The following is a 21,181-nucleotide window of genomic DNA, read 5'->3' on the forward strand; positions in this document are numbered from 1 at the left end:
ACAATATTAAGAAATTTATTCTTATTAACGTTCATAAAGAACTATGTTTTCCATGGCAAAGATAATGGTAGAGGAACGAGGTGAAACTCTACGGAGATCAGTGTGAAACTCTACGAGAATCGCCCCTATTCTCTACGACTAACAAAGAAAAAGTTTATAAGATATTACAAAGAAAAAAAAGGGAGTATTCCGAATTGTAACAATATATCAATCGTTAATATAGAGTTGATAAGGTTTATTTTACTTTTACAAAACATACAAACGTTACCGACTTTCCATTATGAATCAGTTTTAGAATTATTATTAAGTATCAGTCTTTTAATGTATTTAGCAGTTTTCCGCTTTAGTTTATAACCAATAAATATGATTCGGATTCTATTATATGTATTCAAAAAGAACTCAAAAATACAATTATGTTCTTCCTTTATAATGTAGATAGTATGAATTTTCAGATTAATATTGAATGAATGGAGATGTCTGCTCTTCTTAAATAATATAAATAGTATATCATCCTCTTCTTCATATTCAACACAGGCTATTGTACTTAATGGTATTGCAAACAAATCAGTATCTTTTTCTAATCTCAAACAGAATTCATCACAATATAAATTCAACCTTTCGAAGAAGGGTTTTATTAGTTCATATTTTTCCTGATTGGTTTGATTTGCCAATCCCATCAAACAAATCAATTCTATAACTTCCGAATCAGCCTGTTTAACTTCTATTCCCAATTCACTAATTTCGTACATGTTGGTTTAGTTTTTTGTTGATCAAGAGGTTTAATTCCATTCTTAATTTTGACCCGGAAGGTTTGGGTTTCAAAAAAGTATCACGTCCTTTCTCATAAAGTACGTAAAAGAGATAGTTATTGAAATAAAATATATCTTCTATTTCTATTGGCCCCCAAATATTATTTAATGGTGTCCGATAACAACAAAAAATTTCAGAAAATTCGATTTCTTCAAAATCTAAGAAGATGCTATGATACTTCGTAAAAGAAAATAGGGTTAAATACTCCGAGTTGTTGTTTTGCTTTGGGATTTGTTTAAGACTACCATCTATAAACTCCCTTGTGTAAATATCCATACTGATAGTTTTTTAAATTTCCTCCTTTTAAAATAAAAGAGGTACGGAACTTTAACTTACCTGAATTCAGAAGGATGTGGTGCAGCCCTAAGCTAAACAGAATAAGCAAAGCCCGTACCATATCAGCACAGGCGTTGCAGATTCTTCTTTTTAGCTTATTCGTTAAACACCACATTTTCTGAATAATAAGAAGTCCGAACGCTGTAATAAATTACATTTCATGAAAATGGATTTCTCCCCATCTTCATTTGCAAAGATATACATTTTTCAATTAAATATCTTTTTCTTTTTGTTTTTTATTCGAAATGTTAGGTTCAGGTTATTCTTTAACAGTTTCTTCCTTAGCTTGTTCAGCTACTTCAAAACTGATAACTATTCTTTTTCTTCATTAATTACTTAACAGCCGACTCCTTTTGGATAGCACACTGATTATCAGAATAACAAACATTTAATTATGAGTATTTTTAACTCAACTATTGAGTATAAATTAACCACTTCCAACACTTATTGTCAGTGCCCAATTACAATACCCCAAGTAACAATTAATTATATAGCTATCAGAATATCCCCAAAATTAAGAAATAAAAAAATGATAAATTGAGAAAAATTTTCATCATATAGAAAAAGGACAAAAGTAAAGTTAGTTATTATCAAAGAACATATCAACCATATCTTATATAAAGATTGAATTAAATCTGGGATAATTTATGTTCATCAATGGTTAAAGAGTTGTAGATTGATAACTTTTCCATACTTTTGAAACCGTTTTTTTACACCCTTCAGCGAAGAGACAACGTAAAATTATTAGCTACTAATGAAACAAAATTCATTTATTTTGGTTGATATTTAACGAATATTTTATAATTTTGCAGATGTGTTTTTGAATCTTTTGCGAGAAATATGAAAATATCTTTAAACATTAGACGGATTTTTCTTTTTACTATTCTTTTCATCAGTAGTTCCGTAAGCAGGTGCCAGATTTATAAGTACATAGGACTGGAAGACGGTCTGAGCAACCAGAAAATATATCATATCCAAAAAGACCGAAGAGGATATATGTGGTTTCTAACCCAGGAAGGGGTAGACCGTTATGATGGAAAACATATCAAGCATTACAACTTTTCAGACGGCAGCATGAAGCTGGATTCGCGGGTTGCTTTGAGTTGGCTCTATATGGACAACGAGAATGTATTATGGGTAATCGGTCAGAAGGGTCGTATTTTCAAATATGATTCGCAGCATGATAAATTCGAACTGGTTTACGTACATCCGGAGCTAATCAAAAATAAGTCGCAGGCATTTATGAATTACGGTTATTTGGACAAAAGCGATCGTATGTGGCTATGTTATAAAGACAGCATTACCTGGTATGATATCCATGCCGGAACGACTTTACATATGCCTACACCGGTCAACGGTGAAATAACTGCCATTGCACAGATGGATACTAACCATTTCTTTATCGGTACAGGAAGCGGCCTGTTTCGTGCCAGGGTAGAAAGGGGGAAGCTGAATATAGTACATGACGAAGCAGTAGAAAGTATCGATACACCAGTGCATGAACTCTATTACCACGCCATTTCCAAACAACTGTTTGTGGGAAATTATAAAGAGGGAATACTTATATACGACATGGGGAAAACAGGAAAAATCATCCCTTGTCAATCGCTCAATAATGTAGAGATAAACCGGATCGTTACTTTGAACGCTCATGAACTTCTAATAGCCACAGGCGGGAAAGGTGTATATAAACTGGATATGAATACATGTATAAGTGAACCCTATATAACGGCCGATTATAGTAGTTATAACGGAATGAACGGAAACAATATTAATGATATTTATGTGGATGAGGATGAACGCATCTGGCTTGCCAATTATCCTACCGGTATTACCATCCGTAACAACCGTTATGGAAGTTATGACCTAATAAAACATTCCATTGGCAACAACCTTTCACTGGTGAACGACCAGGTCCATGATGTGATGGAGGACAGTGACGGTGACCTCTGGTTTGCAACCAGTAACGGCATCAGTCTTTATCAGACCGATACAAAAGAATGGCGTTCATTCCTCAGTTCTTTTGATCCGGTACCGGATAACGAGAATCACATCTTTTTAGCACTGTGTGAGGTCTCTCCCGGCGTAATTTGGGCTGGTGGTTTTATGTCTGGCATTTGCAAGATAGAAAAAAAGAAAGGATTTAAGCTCAGCCACCTCTCTCCTGCTACTATTGCGGGAGTACGTCCCGACCAATACATATTTGACATTAAGAAAGATTCGGACGGTGATGTCTGGTCCGGTGGATATTATCACCTGAAACGCATTAATCTTGAGACTAAAAGAGTGCGTCTATATCCGGGAGTAAACTCCATCACCACTATTCAAGAGAAAGACACCCGGCAGATGTGGATCGGTACAAGAATGGGCCTCTATCAGCTTGACAAGGAATCCGGGATTTACCAATATGTTGACCTGCCCGTTGAATCTCCCTATATATGTGCATTATACCAGAGGAATGACGGTATCCTATATATCGGCACTCGTGGAGCTGGACTGCTTATATATGACATCGATAAAAAGAAGTTCATCCATCAATATCATACAGACAACTGTGCACTGATTTCCGATAATATCTATACAATTCTCCCACGTCAGGACAAGAGTCTCCTCATGGGTACAGAAAACGGAATTACCATTTACTCGCCTGAAGAACACTCCTTCCGCAATTGGACACGGGAACAAGGATTGATGAGTGTCAATTTTAATACCGGCTCTGCTACAACCTATAGCAAAAACACACTTGTTTTTGGTAGCAATAACGGGGCTGTCAGGTTCCCAACAGACATACAGATACCGGAACCGCATTACTCCCGTTTGTTATTGCGCGATTTTATGATAGCCTATCATCCCGTTTATCCTGGTGATGACGGCTCTCCGCTGGAAAAAGATATTGACGAGACTGACCGGTTAAAATTGACTTACGGACAAAACTCCTTTTCTCTTGATGTAACTTCCATTAATTATGATTATCCTTCTAACATTCTTTATTCATGGAAAATTGACGGTTTTCATAAAGAATGGAGCCGTCCGAGCCAAGACAACCGGATTATTGTAAGAAATCTGCCGCCCGGCGATTATACTTTGCAGATTCGTGCCGTATCCAATGAGGAAAAATATAAGACCTATGAGACCAGAAACATCCAGATTATCATAACGCCTCCAATATGGGCCAGTGTATGGGCCATGGCGGTATATGCGATCCTGCTGGTGCTGATTATGGGTATCATATTCCGTATCATCATGCTACACAAACAGAAGAAGATTTCGGATGAGAAGACACGGTTCTTCATTAATACGGCCCATGACATACGTACCCCGCTCACATTGATAAAGGCTCCACTGGAGGAAGTCGTTGAAAATTGTATGGTAAAGGAACAAGCATTACCGCACATGAATATGGCCCTTAGAAATGTAAATACATTGCTCCAGTTAACGACCAACCTGATAAATTTTGAACGGGTAGGTGTCTACTCTTCCCACCTTTATGTTTCCGAATACGAATTGAACTCCTATATGAATAATGTTTGTGCCACTTTCCGTAAATATGCTGAAATGAGACATGTCAGGTTTGTTTACGAAAGCAATTTTAACTATCTGAATGTGTGGTTTGACAGTGACAAGATGGGATCTATTCTGAAGAATATCCTGTCCAATGCACTGAAGTACACACCTGAAGGTGGCAGCGTACATATTTATGCCTGCGAGGAAGCGAACTCCTGGAGCATCGAAGTGAAAGATACCGGAATCGGTATTCCCGCATGTGAACAGAAGAAACTGTTCAGGAATTATTTCCGGGGGAGCAACGTTATCAACCTCAAAGTGACAGGCGCCGGAATCGGGTTGATGCTGGTATACAAGCTGGTCAGATTACATAAAGGCAAGATTCAAATTCAGAGTACTGAACATCAAGGGACCTGTGTACAAGTTACCTTCCCGAAAGGAAACAGCCATCTCCATAAGGCAAAATTCATATCTCCCAAGACACCGGATGAATGTCCGGAGATTATCATACCTGATAGTGCTTCAAATCAACCGTCCATAGAAATATCCCAGGCAAACGGTTCTTTACAACGTATCCTGATAGTAGAGGACAATGATGACTTACGTAATTATCTTGTTGATATGTTCAGAACGAGTTATAATATCCAGTCCTGTCCAAATGGAAAGGATGCGCTTGTCATAATACGGGAATTTAATCCGAATCTCATTATATCCGATATAATGATGCCCGAGATGGGTGGGGATGAACTCTGCTCAGTTATAAAAGGCGACCTTGAAATGTCACATATTCCAGTCATCTTGCTGACTGCGCTGGGAGATGAAAAAAACATGCTCGAAGGACTGGAAATTGGAGCAGATGCCTACATCACAAAACCTTTCAGCGTAGGGATACTCAAGGCAACGGTCAAAAACATACTTGCAAATCGCACGATGCTCCGTCAGGTTTATAACAGTATCGAAGATGAAAAACAGAATCTTCCGTCCAACTGCACCAATACTTTGGACTGGAAATTCATAGTCTCTGTCAAGGAGTGTATAGAAAACAACATGGGAAATCCGGATTTCAATGTGGACATGCTCAGTAGTCAGCATCACATGAGCCGTACAAGTTTCTTCAACAAATTAAAAGCGTTGACCGGCTATGCTCCGGCTGATTATATCAGGATGATACGTCTGCAACATGCCGCACAATTGCTGAAACAGGGTGAATATACAATAACGGAGATTGCCGACATAGTCGGATTCTCGGATACAAAATACTTCCGCGAAGTATTTAAAAAATATTATAATGTAAGTCCAAGCAAATTTAATAAAAGTCAGAATATTGATGGCTAATAAAAAGCCCCACTAATCTGAGCCTCAGTGTCTCAAGCATATCATTCCTCCTCAGTTCTAATCTTCTTGGTTTTCCTGACCGGAACGATGTGCAAGACATACTGGGATTTTTTAATTATCATCAGATCCCTACTCTTTCCTTTGTTTTTCTGCTACCATAATCACCAACTTTAATCGTATGATTAGTAACATTTATCTTTGCGGAAAACCTGAGAAAGTTACGTAAAAAACAGGTAATAAATATTCTCCTATTTTAATTTAAAACATTAAATACATCCTACAACGTATTTTTCAAAATACGTGTAAAAACTTCATTTCGATAATTACGGGCTACAGTAATAGAATGTGTACCAATTAAAATACTATTGCCGTCAATCAAATCAATTTTCTTCGTATTAATGATATATGATTTATGTACCTGTAAAAAATTTCCATCAGGCAACATTTCAGATATTCTTTTCATAGTAGTTCTTGTCAATAATTTATGTGTTTCAGTATAAATTTGTACATAGTTTTCCAATCCCTCTACAAACAAAATATCTTTAAAGAAAACCTTGTACATTTGTCTATCCGAACGTACAAATATGAAATCTGTTGGTTCGGAAGATTCCAATTGTAGCATAAGATGATGAACCTTGTTTACTGCTTTTAGGAAACGGTCAAAAGAAATAGGCTTCAATAAATAATCCGTAATATCAAATTCATAACCTTTTAATGCATATTGTTCATAAGCAGAAGTAATAATAACACGCGGAGGATTTGAAAGTGATGCCAGCAAATCCAATCCTGTTAGATAGGGCATTTCAATATCTAAAAAGAGCAAATCGGGTTGTTCTTTTTTCAAAAGAGTATTTAATTGCATAGCATCTTCACATATTCCGGTCAATGTGAGAAAATCCACCTTCTCCACATAACTTTTCAACCCTTTGCGAGCCATAGGTTCATCATCAGTTATCACACAGCTTATTTGCATATACTTATAACTTTAAAACAAGTTCTACTTTAAATAATGTTTTTTCTTTTTTAATGTTCAAGGTATAGTTATCAGGATATAATAACTCCAATCTCCGTTTCAAATTCTCTATGCCGATACCTTGTTTCTGTTGTAAAGGCGGTAACATATCAGAAATCGTATTTTCTACATAGAAATATAATCGGTCTTCCTTTAAATACATATTTAATTTTATATGATATTCTCCTCTTACATATTTAAATGCATTCTCAACTAAAGGGACAAACAATAACGGATAAACCTCCTGTTCCTGCAAAGCCTCATCAAAGTATACCTGCAACTGCAATCTTTCCGTACTACGAAGTTTCCATAAACTGATATATTTCTTCAAATAATCTATTTCTGCCTTTATCATTACTTTATCACCTTCATTGTAAAGCTGATAACGAAGTAAATCAGCTAAAATCTCCAAAGTCCGGCGAGGTATCTCATTCTTCTCCTCTATCTGGAAATAAACCGTATTGAGCGCATTAAAAAGGAAATGAGGATGATATTGGGCCTTCAGAAACTTCAATTCTGTCTGTAGCTGATCATTCTTTATCTTTTCCAATTGTAAACGTTGAACTTCATAGGCTTTCTGAATAGTCTGATTCCTAAGAAAAGAGTAAGAGAAACCGACAAATAAAACACCAACTACTATCGGAATTGGAGTATCATAAAAGTTAAGCGTAACTCCATTCATCCAACGTGTGCCCCACATAATCACAGTTCCCAAAAATAAAGTACATAAAATGATAAATCCATACTCTCTCCATCGGGAAATCCCTTTCTTTCGACACCATTTCACCCAAAAGAGTTGGATTGCCATCATAGGGTAAGAAGCTAAAATTAGCGGTAGTACTTCTTTTAATATAAAATTCAAACTGTTTCCGTCCCAATAATGCCGGCGCATAGGAACATCGTTCGCCACTCGAATGAAAAGAAACAAAATCATGGCGAAAAATGCCGGAGCTAATCCTCTATATAAATTCTTCATCATATGAATTACAAATTTACTCGTTTCATTTCTTCTATACTATTTTTTTGCTTTCTTTCTTTCATTTTACTACCTTTTTGGAATCGGTAAGAGAAAGAAATTCCTATCATACGTTTATTTTCCCGTTCAACTATCCATGCGCGTTTCTCAGATACCAAAAGATTAATTTTCTGAAAATTGGTATTGAATAGATCTTTTACAAATATTCCGATAGCACCTTTCCCACGAAAAATTTTCATTCGAGCCCCTAAATTTACTTCCGAAAATGGATGAAGAGTTGCCTGCCCATAAGCCATCTTTCCATTATAATTTGTCGATACTTCTACAGACCAAATGGAGCCAAATGTCAGTAAATTCGTAAAATGGACCATAGGGGTGAATCTCCGATTTGTTATTTTCTCTCCTTTATCAATCCAATGATAGTTATTGTACATACCTATTATTGTCAAGTTTATAGTCCACCAATTGGTCAATGAAAGGTTGGCTGCATTCATGCGCAATCCTGTTTGAATATAAGAAGTAAGATTCTCCGGAGTGACGTAATACTGATGGTTTTCTCTTTCCTGATAAGATTTCGTAATAGCATCATGAGTATATGAAAAGAAAAACACTGTTTGCAACCAATCCCGATGTACATAGCCAAGTTCTACATTATCAGAAAAAGAGGGGCGAAGTCTTGTATTGCCCACTTCAAATGTATAGTCATCAAAGATATAGATAAATGGATTCAAATCTCTATAGTTAGGACGGATAATACGTCTTCCATAAGAAAATTGAAGAGTATTGTCCGAAGATAAGGCATAACTGCAAGATAAAGTTGGAAACAGATGTACTTGATTAGTTATAAATGACGAATCGTTTTGCAGAGAATTACCACCTGAGTTTCCTTTTACACAGGCATGTTCTAAACGCAATCCGGCAGTAAGTTTTAGATGATGATATTCAAGATCTGCTTGCAAATAAGCTGCATTGATATTTTCATTATATATAAAATACGATCCTAGAGAAATATCCTGTTGCCATTCTGATTCTATCGGTCGTAAATATCCGCTCCCATTATCTATTCGTACGAAAGAAGTTTTAATTCCTGTCTGTAACTTCCAATATTTGTTTAAGGGATAAGTAAAATTTGTTTGTGCCGAATATAAATTAACGTCTCCCCTCATCTCGCCTTTCAATGTATCCGGTTTAAAACTATAAATAAATTGGTCTTCGGGATGATAATAATGAAAATAGTCAAAAGAAAGGTCAAACTCTCCTCCTTCCTTTACTAAGCGTTGATTCAGTAATACACCAGCTGAAATATTTTTCCATTTATTCTTATTAGTAGTATAGGTCCAACCCGATATTTGATCTTTTTTGATTTCAGTAAACATACCGGCTGTTTCATTCTGATGTCCTAAATTCGTATTGATGGAAACACCTATAAGCGTGCGGTCTGTAGGATAAAAATCGCATCCTGTACGGAGGGTATGGGAATAGTTCGTACGATTCCGATAAGAAAGCTGATTTCTTTCGCTCACTTTATTAAAAGACAAATCGGTTTCCATATCGATATGTTGTTTTCCTTGATAATAGGAATAATTGAAATAGATATTAAATTTATCTTTACGGAAATTAAGAACTGTACTACCATAACCGTTAGCTCTTTTTCCCTGGTTGAAGTTACCGTTCAGTGCCAAGTTCATACCACGCAGTTTTATCTTACGAGTATGAATATCAATAATTCCGTTGCTTCCCTCAGCATCATAACGTGCAGAAGGGTGTGTAATTAAATCTATTTTATCAGTAATGGTTGCTGCTGTGGATTTTAAAAGATTAATCAACTCTTCTCCGGAAAGATAGTTTGGTTTTCCGTCAATCAGAATCTTTACTCCACTCTGTCCATTTAGTAATATGGTTCCTCCGGAATTAATCATCACCCCCGGTAAGGATGAGAGTACATCATATAAGTTTCCATTGCTTTGAGTAATAGATTCATCCATACGGAAAGTTGTTTTTCCGGGAGTCATTTCGACAAGCGGGAGTTTAGCGGTTATGACCACTTCCTGTAAATGCTGATCGGCTATAGTATCTTGTTGTGCCCAACCTCTTAGAGGTGTACTACATAGGAATAGTCCTAAAAATAAATATTTACGCATGTTTTCTTTTTTATTTCAAAAGTAGAGATGCGTAACGGTATGGGCAACTTATAGTGACGAAGGGTAAGATTCCGGTGATAACATGAAATGCCAGACTGATATTAACTATTAATGCGAATCAGTAGTTGGATATTTGGTCCAAACCTGTACAGAATGAACTAAAGGGATGGCTGATAGTTTATCCGCAACACTCAAGATATTTATATATAAAATCTGCTTCTTCCTTAAATTAATACCTTTTCATAGGAAGTAAAGTTACGGACAATTAAAGGTAAACTATAATCAAAAGTTTCAGTTGTAAGATTAAAACTTTTGGTTTTATAACCAAAAGTTCCGGTTATAAAATCAGAAGTTTTGGTTATAGATTATAAAAGAGAGAACAGTAGTTTTCTTCCTGATAAAAGGTAGTTCATATCGCCTTGTTTTGAACAAATATATACGATTAAGTTGAGTCCGGTTTTCAACTACTGATTCGCATTATTAATACAGATTGGACAAATATCGACAAAAAGTAGCCATTTTGCAACATTTCGTATTCATAAAATATATAAACGTTGCTGAGTTTCCATTATGAATCAGTTTTAGAATTATTATTAAGCATCAGTCTTTTAATATATTTAGCAGTTTTCCGCTTTAGCCTATAAAACCTGTTCCAACCGTTCGGAAACCATCCATATTTACGACGAGTGGCAATCGTTTTAGATATACCGACCAGCTGTTTCACATCATCATTATACCTTTGGAAAAGGTTAAGGATGGTATCGTGGTTTTCGCTATGCCCTTAAAATTCATTCTTCACCTTTTCGGCGGTAACATAATTGTCACGCCTTTGCAGTTCGTGATAGATGGTATTAAGGGATGCGTTTATATCATCCAGCAATCGGTTGATACGGGTAGCTTCCGCAGAACGTCCGGCAGCTTTACCTGCCTTACACCGTCCCAAAGTTTGGATTGAACGTCCAGTATGGAATTAAAACAGCTTGTAACACCATCAATCGCGATACGAACAAAAATAGAGTAACTACCATTGATTTTTTGCTGCCTTTTTCACAAAGAAAAGAACGGAAAATGTACTCTTCATAAGCTCACTTCTTGGGGTCACAAAACTACGTTAATCAGCTTATAATAAAGTTCATACAGGTTCACCAAACAGCGACAGGAGTTCGCAAATCTCGGACTAAGTGTACTCTTTTTACGTTTTCTGTTGTCAGGGGGCAAATTAGGTTACTAACTTTGTCTTTTTAGGGTCTAAACGATATCGGTAGGCGACATAAGGGGAATAAAAAAAAGTCCCACAAACATTGAATTTGTGAGACTTTGTTGTTCATTGTCCGTTTCTTTTTCAGCGGAGAGACAGGGATTCGAACCCCGGGTACCTCGCAGTACAACGGTTTTCAAGACCGCCGCAATCGACCACTCTGCCACCTCTCCAAAACTTCTTTATCAGAAACACTTTCCTTTGAAAGCGGTGCAAAGGTACGTATCTTTTTTAAATCTGCAAACATTCTAATGATTTTTTCATGAAATAATCGTATTTTTGCCTCGTAATTCAAATTACAGAGAGTTATCTCAATCGTAAATTGTAAATAGCTAAATCGTAAATATCAATGATATATCCTCAAAATTTTGAGCAAAAGATAGGATTTGACCAAATCAGACAACTATTGAAAGAAAAATGTCTCAGCACATTGGGCGAGGAACGTGTAACAGATATGAGTTTCTCCGATCAGCATGAGAAGGTGGAGGAACTGCTAAATCAAGTCACAGAGTTTGTCCGCATCATACAGGAAGAAGACAGTTTCCCCGACCAGTTCTTTTTTGACGTACGCCCTTCACTGAAACGCGTGCGAATAGAAGGAATGTACCTGGACGAGCAGGAATTGTTTGATTTAAGACGTTCGTTAGAAACGATTCGCGACATCGTACGATTCCTTCAACGCAATGAAGAGGATGAAGAAAGTGATTGCCCCTACCCCAGCCTGAAACGATTGGCGGGAGATATTGCTGTATTTCCCCAGCTAATAGGAAAGATTGACGGTATACTAAACAAATACGGAAAGATAAAGGACAATGCTTCAACGGAACTGGCACGTATTCGTCGTGAACTTGCAAGTACGATGGGAAGCATCTCACGCTCACTAAACAGCATTTTACGCAGTGCTCAATCCGAAGGATATGTAGATAAAGATGTGGCACCCACCATGCGTGATGGTCGCCTCGTAATCCCTGTTGCACCCGGATTGAAGAGAAAAATAAAAGGTATTGTACACGATGAATCTGCCAGTGGAAAAACGGTCTTTATAGAACCAGCGGAAGTGGTAGAAGCCAACAATCGCATTCGTGAACTGGAGGGAGATGAACGACGGGAAATTATCCGTATTCTGACAGAATTTTCCAATATGCTGCGTCCTTCTATCCCGGAAATTCTACAATCTTATGAGTTTCTGGCAGAGATTGACTTTATACGGGCAAAAAGTTATTTCGCCATACAGACCCATGCGCTGAAACCTTCTCTTGAGAATGAGCAGTTACTGGACTGGACTATGGCTATACACCCATTGTTACAACTATCCCTCGCCAAGCATGGCAAAAAGGTAGTGCCCCTCGACATCGAATTGGATCAGCAACAGCGTATTCTCATCATCTCCGGTCCTAATGCCGGTGGAAAGTCTGTCTGTCTCAAAACAGTAGGATTACTGCAATACATGTTGCAATGCGGAATGCTCATCCCCATGCATGAACGTAGCCATGCAGGAATATTCAGCAGCATATTCATTGATATCGGTGACGAACAATCTATTGAAGACGACCTGAGTACCTACTCATCTCATCTGACCAACATGAAGATGATGATGAAGAATTGTAATGAACGCAGCCTTATCCTTATCGACGAATTCGGAGGTGGAACAGAACCACAGATAGGTGGAGCTATTGCCGAAGCAGTTTTGAAACGTTTCAATCAAAAAAAGACATTCGGAGTTATCACTACACATTATCAGAATCTAAAACACTTTGCAGAAGATAATGAAGGAGTAGTGAACGGTGCCATGCTTTATGACCGCCATCTCATGCAGGCTCTTTTCCAGCTGCAAATAGGTAACCCGGGAAGTTCATTTGCTGTAGAAATAGCAAGAAAAATCGGACTGCCTGAGGATGTCATTGCCGATGCTTCAGAAATTGTAGGCAGCGAATATATTAATGCGGACAAATATCTCCAGGATATTGTTCGTGACAAACGTTATTGGGAAGGTAAACGTCAGACTATCCGCCAGCGTGAAAAACATATGGAGGAAACAATCGCCCGGTATCAGACTGAGATGGAGGAATTACAGAAATCCCGTAAGGAAATTATCCGCCAGGCAAAAGAAGAAGCCGAACGATTGCTACAAGAATCGAATGCGAAAATAGAGAATACCATACGTACTATCAAGGAGGCACAGGCAGAAAAAGAAAAAACCCGCCTTGTGCGCCAGGAATTAAATGACTTCCGCGCTTCTGTAAACGAACTTGCTTCCAAAGAACAGGAAGATAAGATTGCCCGGAAAATGGAGAAGCTAAAAGAAAGGCAGAATCGAAAAAAAGACAAGCAAAAAGCAACTTCGGAAGAAAAAACACAATCCCAGCAAGTTCCTAAAGTGATACCTATCACTGTAGGTGATAATGTCAAACTAAAAGGCCAAACCAGCGTTGGAGAGGTATTGGAAATAAATGGCAAAAATGCAGTGGTAGGCTTTGGTAGTATCAAAACAACCGTTAAACTGGAAAGGCTGGAACGTACTAATGCCACAACACAGAAGCAGGAACCGGCAAAGAGTACTTTTGTCAGTAGCCAGACACACGATCAGATGTATGAGAAAAAACTAAATTTCAAACAAGACATTGACGTACGTGGAATGCGTGGAGACGAGGCTTTGCAGGCTGTCACTTACTTTGTAGATGATGCCATATTGGTAGGTATGAGCCGCATACGTATTCTTCATGGTACTGGTACAGGTATACTTCGTTCTCTTATCCGCCAGTATTTAGATACCGTGCCAGGTGTACGCCACTTTGCCGATGAACATGTACAATTTGGAGGTGCCGGGATTACAGTTGTAGATTTGGCATAAAAGCGAACAAATGTATTAAACAACTTGTTCTCATATAGAAAATCATTACTTTTGTTGGAATGGTTTTCTAAAACTAAAAAATAAAGCATGAAGAACAACCTGTTAAGCGAGAAATTAATTTATACGGGTGAGAGCCAGACGCCTACCCATCTGCACCTTTGTACATACAATGCTAATGAAATGCAGGAGGTTTCAGGAGCAGACTTTCATGAAATCAGCAGTTCTCTGAATAGTGAACGTATCAACTGGCTCCAGGTACATGGAATGAAGAATACTGAAACCGTTCGTGAAATATGCGAACATTTCGAAATAAACTTTCTCGTATTACAAGATATCCTGAATGCCAATCACCCTACTAAAATAGAAGAACACGATAACTACATCGTACTGATTTTAAAACTCTTCTATCCTGCACCTAAAAAAAACGAGGAAGATCTGGATGAACTGGAGCAACAACAAGTATGTATTATTCTGGGTACCAATTACGTACTTACTTTCCTTGAAAAAGAAACTGATTTTTTTGATGATGTAAGTACTGCCCTACGCAATGATGTACTCAAAATACGAGGCAGACAAAGCGATTATCTGCTCAGTGTACTTTTGAATAGTGTTATAGGCAATTATACCTCAATGGTATCCGACATAGATGATGCCCTTGAAGATCTTGAAGAAGAATTACTGACCATCAGCGACGGAAATGACATTGGTGTACAAATTCAGTCCCTGCGTCGCCAGTATATGCTGATGAAAAAATCAATACTCCCCTTAAAAGAGCAATACATAAAACTACTGCGCGGAGAGAGCACTCTGATGCACAAGATGAACCGTGCCTTCTTCAATGATGTAAACGACCATTTACAATTTGTACTGCAAACCATTGAAATATGCAGAGAAACACTCTCATCTCTGGTAGACCTCTATATTTCCAACAATGATTTGAGAATGAATGACATCATGAAACGGCTAACAATCGTTTCTACCATCTTTATACCATTAACGTTTCTGGTAGGCGTATGGGGTATGAACTTCAAAGTGATGCCCGAACTGGATTGGCGATACGGATACTGTTTTGCCTGGGGATTAATGGCAATCATAGGTATCATCGTATATGCTTTCTTCCGGAAAAAGAGATGGTACTGAAAGAGTTGAAAATAAGCACATTTATTATATATGAAATCTATTAAAGAGTTATACCGTATCGGTACAGGTCCTTCCAGCAGCCACACAATGGGGCCACGCAAAGCTGCCGAAATGTTTGTGGTACGTCATCCGGACGCTGCCAAGTTTAAAGTAACCCTCTACGGAAGTCTTGCCGCCACAGGAAAAGGACACATGACAGACGTTGCCATCATTGATACGCTGGAACCTACAGCTCCCGTAGAAATTATATGGCAACCTAAAGTATTCCTCCCTTTCCACCCCAATGGGATGACTTTTGCTGCATTCGATGTCAATGACAAATTAATAGAAAACTGGACCGTATATAGTGTTGGTGGCGGAGCTTTGGCAGAGAACAACGATACTCCTTCTATCGAAAGTCCGGATGTATACGGCATGAACAACATGACAGAGATTCTGGAATGGTGTGAACGCAATGGTAGAAGCTATTGGGAATATGTCAAAGAATGCGAAGACTCTGATATCTGGGATTACCTGAACGAAGTCTGGAAGACGATGATAGATTCCATTCACCGTGGATTGGAAGAGGAAGGTGTATTACCCGGTCCGCTGAATCTGAGAAGAAAAGCCTCAACCTATTATATCCGTGCTACGGGATACAAACAATCCTTGCAATCACGAGGATTGGTATTTGCATACGCATTGGCTGTCAGCGAAGAGAATGCTTCCGGAGGGAAAATAGTCACGGCTCCTACTTGTGGTTCTTGTGGAGTAGTACCTGCCGTACTTTATCATCTGTACAAAAGCCGCGATTTCAGTGACATTCGCATCCTGCGTGCATTGGCAACAGCCGGATTAGTGGGAAATATTGTCAAATTCAACGCTTCTATCTCAGGAGCGGAAGTAGGTTGTCAAGGGGAAGTAGGTGTAGCATGTGCAATGGCCTCAGCTGCATCCAATCAGTTATTCGGAGGAAGCCCGGCACAAATAGAGTACGCAGCTGAAATGGGATTAGAACATCATCTGGGTATGACTTGTGATCCTGTTTGCGGATTGGTACAAATTCCCTGTATTGAACGTAATGCATATGCTGCGGCACGTGCGTTGGATGCAAATCTATATTCTTCATTCACAGACGGAATGCATCGTGTCTCCTTCGATAAAGTTGTACAAGTGATGAAACAAACAGGACATGACCTGCCTTCTCTGTATAAAGAAACAAGCGAAGGAGGGCTGGCAAAAGATTACAAGCAAATGTAGTTATTTAGTTGACAATTGACAGTGGACAATTGACAGTGGCTATGCAGCATATAGCACAGCTAACTGTCAACGATCAATTGTCAACTGTCAATTGTCAATTGTCAACTAATGTCCGGCCAGTGGGTATTATCTGTATCAGAGATGTCTTTTTCACGAAGAAGGCCTCCATATTCTGAATAATACAAAGCTCGTTCCTGCCCTCCCTGTTGTACTTCAAAGACAAATTCTTCCGGCTTTTGCGGGAAAGTCAGCTTCGTCAAATCATCAATTACCCAATTGGCGTAATTTCCTTCCTGATACGCAGTACTGACAGCAACTGGCAGATTCTCAAAAAAGATATCCATTTCTGTCATAATCCAATTGGCATTGGCATCAAACCACACATCGAGTTCGTCATTTCCTACCCAACAATCCGCCACATAATAAACACCTTTCTGCTCCCATTCTATGTTTTTCACACCGGGATAAAGCTGGTTCAATGCATTTATGATAGCCTGATTGGGAGGTAAATAAGTATCATCATCGTCACTACAAGAGCTAAAGGAGAATAAGGCTGTCATCAACATGACAGCCAAAATACTAAATTTTATTTTTATCATAGTTAAAGTCCTTTGAGGTTAGATTATTAACAGTGATTAATGATCTGCTTTACGAAATTTACCTTGTTTATCGAACTTAAAAGATACATCAGTATTCAACTCTACCTCATACCCTTTACGGTCACGCTCTATTTTGGTAACGAACTCATTGGTGAAATTATTCATCTTCAGATAATCATTCACAAAAGAGGGAATAATTGTTGCAGGTAACTTCTTTTTTCCGGCATCTACTTCAGTCCAATTACCTTTAGAATCAAAATCTATTTCTGTGCCATCTGTCAGTTGTACCTCATACTTCTTCGACATTATTTCACTATCAATCTTAATGTGCGAAACCTGAGGAGTGGTAAAGTGCTGATTAATGAAATTACGTGCCGCAAGTGGCAACTGGTTAATATCTTTAGTAATAATATCACCTGCAAAAGCAAATTGAACAGCTACAATCGCCATCACAAGAAGAGACCAAATCTTTTTCATAATCGTTATTTTTTTAATGTTAGTAATATAGTTTTCTATCACTTGATAATGCAAATAACGATAGAGATTCTGGAAAGATTTGGGAATAATGGAATACAACTATTGTTTTTAAATTCTTTAACGTATGATTCCTGAAAACAAAAATGAAGATATAGTAAAAGTTAATTATCCTATCACTAAAATGCAGATTAACACAGGGATCACAAAATTTAAATTAAATCTGCGACCCTCTGTGTTAATCTGCACTCTAAAAATTATAATGCTTGTATCAATTCTCTGAATAACCGGCAAGATTATAGCACACGGGTATAGTACTATTTCCTACACGATAAATTCCAAATTTAAAGTAATACCCATCCTCATCATTACGGCCAATGAGAATTTCTTCATTATCCACAATAGGTCGATTTATCTGTTTGCCTTTTTCCGTATAACTCATCTGTACATCCAGCATACCGGGTTTTACAATCGTTTCGGTTTCTTTACCATAAACAGTCCAGTCAATATGTATGCGGAATGTAATCCAGCATTCTTTAGGAAACTCTGCAAACGGCATTTTATAGGCAATAGTAGATGCTTTGTATTTGGAAGTGACGGGCTTCATTATCTGAGATTTCTCAGCGCTGGCATTACAACGATCCGTTTTATCAGTAAGCCATTTACGATCAGAGTTCGCTTTTATATAAAAGTATCCTCCGGAAAATCCGAAAGCAAGTGGAGGATAGCCACCTTGTTCTACTAACCAACCATTGGCCTTGCCTGCTTTATAAACAACGTTACCATCTTTATCCTTTTTCGGATTACCTTGTTTGTCAAGTACCGGCACCTTATCATGTGCTACATTTTTCTTAAAGATCATCCGGTCATACAGCTCCAAAAACTCCTCTGTAGTAAGCTTCTTCACTTCGCCATCAGGAGTAGAAACCAAAGTACGGTCCGGCATTCCGTGCCATTGAGCAAAGATAGTAGATACATCTCTGTTCAATGCGGAGGGAATATAAACTGAAAACTCATAATCACGTGAAGCACCTTGCGGACATATACCTTTTCCATGATGATAAACGGTTTTGGTCTTCTGCGCATTTTCATAAACACTTGCAGGTTGTCCTTTAAAATCAGCAGATGTAGCATAACAATAAGAAAACTCCGCACGGCCCTTAGTCTCACCTTTAGCATATCCTTCCAAAGTATTGTCCTCCGTTTTAAGCTCAAAACGATAAGAGGGCTTTCCATTAAAAGGAATGGTATAATCCCGTTGAATGGAATGTGGTTTGTCTGTACCAACAGCTACCCAACAACCATCAATAACCTGATTGATACGTGCTGAATCAGCCTGTACATTCACACGTTCCGTCAAAGGAATCAGCTTTGCATTTTGAGCAGTAAGCATCGCTGTACTTACAACCAGCAGAGAAAAAGAAAAAACAATTTTGTTCATATATTATTTACTTATTGAAAATTTACATTCTTATCAATTAGGAAGTGGCACCATCGGTCTGCGACCATGATTCAGTTGTAATCCCATTTCGTATGTTTCCGGACCATGCAAATCTTTTATATCCATCTCTCCCAGATTTACAAGAATACCACGTGCCATCAATCCGGCATCTTCATTTGCCTTACGAGGAAGTTTTTCAGCTTTCTCTTTCAAATCGGCCAAATGTACCCGTACCGTAGGTTGCATCGCCTTATCCAAAGACAGGCACTCCAACAATGAATATCCTATCTTTCTATCCGCTTCATTCTGCGGATAATTCAGACGTTTTACCCCTTTTTCTGTCTCACCCAGATAAGAAACAGCATAGGCAGCCTCACAAGCTATATAAGCATCTTTATCATCCAATAGTGCAAGTAACGCAGCCGGACAAGTTTTCAACTCTCCTTTTATACCTAACTGAGCCAAGCCTACGGTAGCCCAATAACGCATTTCGGGATATGCACTGGCCAGTGCTTTTTCAAATACCGGCACATCAGCAGCAGTTGCTACACCTGCCAATTCCACCAAAGCATATAAGTCATTCAACGGATATTTCTCCTTACGTACCTTATCATATAAGACTACATTCTCACGGGAAGTAGGAATAAAGAATCCTAGATCCTTTGTCTCACGAATATGATCGGACATTCCCTTACGAAAACGAAGCAGTACCTCCCGATATTCCGGTTTGGCAGCCAGATCATTCAATTCAAACGGATCATTATCCAAATCGAATAACATCTCTGCCGGATGATGTTCAAACGTCTGCTTCCAGTCAGGATTCGTATTATGGCCACCCATTACCCATTTATCCCAAGCTTTATTGGAAGGCATACCCCACTGATAATAATTACGTAATGCAAACTGGCGGTAAGGTATATAACTGCGGATATACTTATAACGTCCGTCCATAGCTGCACGTACCGGCATAAAATGATGCAACTGATTGGCAGCCAACGCAAATTGCATCGTAGTCTTCTCCTTAGAAGCATATTTTCCCATCAGTGCCTTTCCCTGCATATATTTAGGAGGCTTCACACCTGCCAGACTCAGAACAGTAGGTCCTAGGTCCACAAAACTAATCAGCGTACTATCTTTTGTTCCCGCTGTTGCCGGAGCCAGATGTTTCCATTTCTCGGGGAAATAAGCAACCAACGGAACCCGTAAACCTGTCTCATATAAATATCCTTTGCCACGAGGCAGACAACCTCCATGATCACTGAATACAAAGATGATGGTATTATCTTCCAAACCGTGTTCCTTCAGATCCTTGAGGAAAAAGCCGACCCATGTATCCACATCCTGAGCAGCCTCCAAATGTCCGGCATAGTCAGAACGTACTTCCGGAAGATCGGGCACATGAGGCGGGAGGATCAGTTTATCAGGATAAATACCTTCCTTTGTATAATCACGACGCCCATCCATATGAAAGGTACGTACACGCCCCATATGAGAGGTAACCGTATTGTATACTGCAAAGAAAGGTTGGTCTTTTTCACGTTTAGGACTGTTATAAGAAGCCGTTTTTGTGCATTCATCCCAACAGATCTTATTATCTGTAGTCGAGTTATAGTGTGTCTTGCTATTATTCGTACAATAATAACCGGCATCCCTCAACCATTGTGGGAAAAAGATATTCTCCGGAGTATCATAGGGTACCGGGTGAACATCCATACCATATGTGCTGGAATAACATCCGGTAATAAGCGAAGAACGTGCAGCAGAACTTTGTGGTGCTACCGACCATGCATTCATAAACTGTATCCCTTTAGAAGCCAGTCCGTCTACATTAGGCGTATGTACTTGCGCATTTCCATAACAACCAAACTCATAAGAGCTCGTGTCTTCAAAAGTAAGCCAAAGAATATTTGGCCGTTCTTTTTGCTTATCGGCTGCTTTGGTCTGAGCAGCAGTCAGCAGCAAAGCTGCGGAGCATAAATAAAGTTGTGTGTTCATCATATTTATAAAATTTATTGACTCCGCTAAAGTACAAAAGGTAGCCACAGGGCTACCTTTCAATTGTTTT

The 21,181-nt window shown here is 38.5% G+C and carries 12 protein-coding genes, 1 tRNA gene and 1 pseudogene; 4 read left to right on the plus strand and 10 right to left on the minus strand.

Annotation, left to right across the window (positions count from 1 at the left end; genetic code table 11):
* Window positions 1-278: 278 nt before the first annotated feature.
* Window positions 279-749: a hypothetical protein gene (locus ACESQI_RS18265; protein WP_007484733.1), complete on the minus strand. Its 471-nt coding sequence runs from the start codon at window positions 747-749 to the stop codon at window positions 279-281.
* A gap of 1,327 nt (window positions 750-2,076) precedes the next feature.
* Between ACESQI_RS18265 and ACESQI_RS18270 the strand changes: the two genes are divergently transcribed.
* Window positions 2,077-5,985 carry a two-component regulator propeller domain-containing protein gene (locus ACESQI_RS18270; protein ID WP_373126712.1) on the plus strand — a complete coding sequence of 1,303 codons (3,909 nt, stop codon included), beginning with the start codon at window positions 2,077-2,079 and terminating at the stop codon, window positions 5,983-5,985.
* Between the two features lie 277 nt (window positions 5,986-6,262).
* Here the strand turns inward: ACESQI_RS18270 and ACESQI_RS18275 are convergent, their stop codons facing one another.
* From ACESQI_RS18275 to ACESQI_RS18295, 5 genes and pseudogenes are all read right to left on the minus strand, one after another.
* A complete protein-coding gene (locus ACESQI_RS18275; protein WP_122202177.1) occupies window positions 6,263-6,958 on the minus strand; it encodes a LytTR family DNA-binding domain-containing protein in 696 nt (231 codons plus the stop codon).
* A gap of 4 nt (window positions 6,959-6,962) precedes the next feature.
* Window positions 6,963-7,976, minus strand: coding sequence for a sensor histidine kinase (locus tag ACESQI_RS18280; protein WP_226812828.1), 1,014 nt, complete (start codon window positions 7,974-7,976; stop codon window positions 6,963-6,965).
* A 5-nt stretch (window positions 7,977-7,981) separates the two neighbouring features.
* Window positions 7,982-10,114: an outer membrane beta-barrel protein gene (locus ACESQI_RS18285; protein WP_373126689.1), complete on the minus strand. Its 2,133-nt coding sequence runs from the start codon at window positions 10,112-10,114 to the stop codon at window positions 7,982-7,984.
* Between the two features lie 673 nt (window positions 10,115-10,787).
* Window positions 10,788-11,195: pseudogene (locus tag ACESQI_RS18290) on the minus strand (Arm DNA-binding domain-containing protein); the annotation flags it as partial.
* Between the two features lie 265 nt (window positions 11,196-11,460).
* Window positions 11,461-11,545, minus strand: a tRNA-Ser gene (locus ACESQI_RS18295).
* Window positions 11,546-11,721: 176 nt separating this feature from the next.
* Between ACESQI_RS18295 and ACESQI_RS18300 the strand changes: the two genes are divergently transcribed.
* The 3 genes from ACESQI_RS18300 (at window position 11,722) to ACESQI_RS18310 (ending at window position 16,602) form a co-directional block, all read left to right on the plus strand.
* Window positions 11,722-14,223 carry an endonuclease MutS2 gene (locus tag ACESQI_RS18300; protein ID WP_256142646.1) on the plus strand — a complete coding sequence of 834 codons (2,502 nt, stop codon included), beginning with the start codon at window positions 11,722-11,724 and terminating at the stop codon, window positions 14,221-14,223.
* 87 nt (window positions 14,224-14,310) lie between these two features.
* Window positions 14,311-15,363 carry a magnesium/cobalt transporter CorA gene (gene corA, locus ACESQI_RS18305; protein ID WP_002561927.1) on the plus strand — a complete coding sequence of 351 codons (1,053 nt, stop codon included), beginning with the start codon at window positions 14,311-14,313 and terminating at the stop codon, window positions 15,361-15,363.
* A 30-nt stretch (window positions 15,364-15,393) separates the two neighbouring features.
* Window positions 15,394-16,602: an L-serine ammonia-lyase gene (locus ACESQI_RS18310; RefSeq protein ID WP_251237293.1), complete on the plus strand. Its 1,209-nt coding sequence runs from the start codon at window positions 15,394-15,396 to the stop codon at window positions 16,600-16,602.
* 101 nt (window positions 16,603-16,703) lie between these two features.
* Here the strand turns inward: ACESQI_RS18310 and ACESQI_RS18315 are convergent, their stop codons facing one another.
* The 4 genes from ACESQI_RS18315 to ACESQI_RS18330 all read right to left on the minus strand — a co-directional run bounded on the left by ACESQI_RS18315 (window position 16,704) and on the right by ACESQI_RS18330 (window position 21,114).
* Window positions 16,704-17,201: a PepSY-like domain-containing protein gene (locus ACESQI_RS18315; RefSeq protein ID WP_025866929.1), complete on the minus strand. Its 498-nt coding sequence runs from the start codon at window positions 17,199-17,201 to the stop codon at window positions 16,704-16,706.
* Window positions 17,202-17,237: 36 nt separating this feature from the next.
* A complete protein-coding gene (locus ACESQI_RS18320; protein WP_002561930.1) occupies window positions 17,238-17,678 on the minus strand; it encodes a PepSY-like domain-containing protein in 441 nt (146 codons plus the stop codon).
* Window positions 17,679-17,946: 268 nt separating this feature from the next.
* Window positions 17,947-19,116 carry a heparin lyase I family protein gene (locus ACESQI_RS18325; protein ID WP_373126691.1) on the minus strand — a complete coding sequence of 390 codons (1,170 nt, stop codon included), beginning with the start codon at window positions 19,114-19,116 and terminating at the stop codon, window positions 17,947-17,949.
* 33 nt (window positions 19,117-19,149) lie between these two features.
* Entirely contained in the window at window positions 19,150-21,114 is a 1,965-nt protein-coding gene (locus ACESQI_RS18330) for a sulfatase-like hydrolase/transferase (protein WP_373126693.1), read from the minus strand.
* Window positions 21,115-21,181: the final 67 nt, after the last annotated feature.

Origin of the sequence: Bacteroides sp. HPS0048, from assembly GCF_964240755.1 — a bacterium.
Taxonomy (GTDB): Bacteria; Bacteroidota; Bacteroidia; order Bacteroidales; family Bacteroidaceae; genus Bacteroides; species Bacteroides nordii.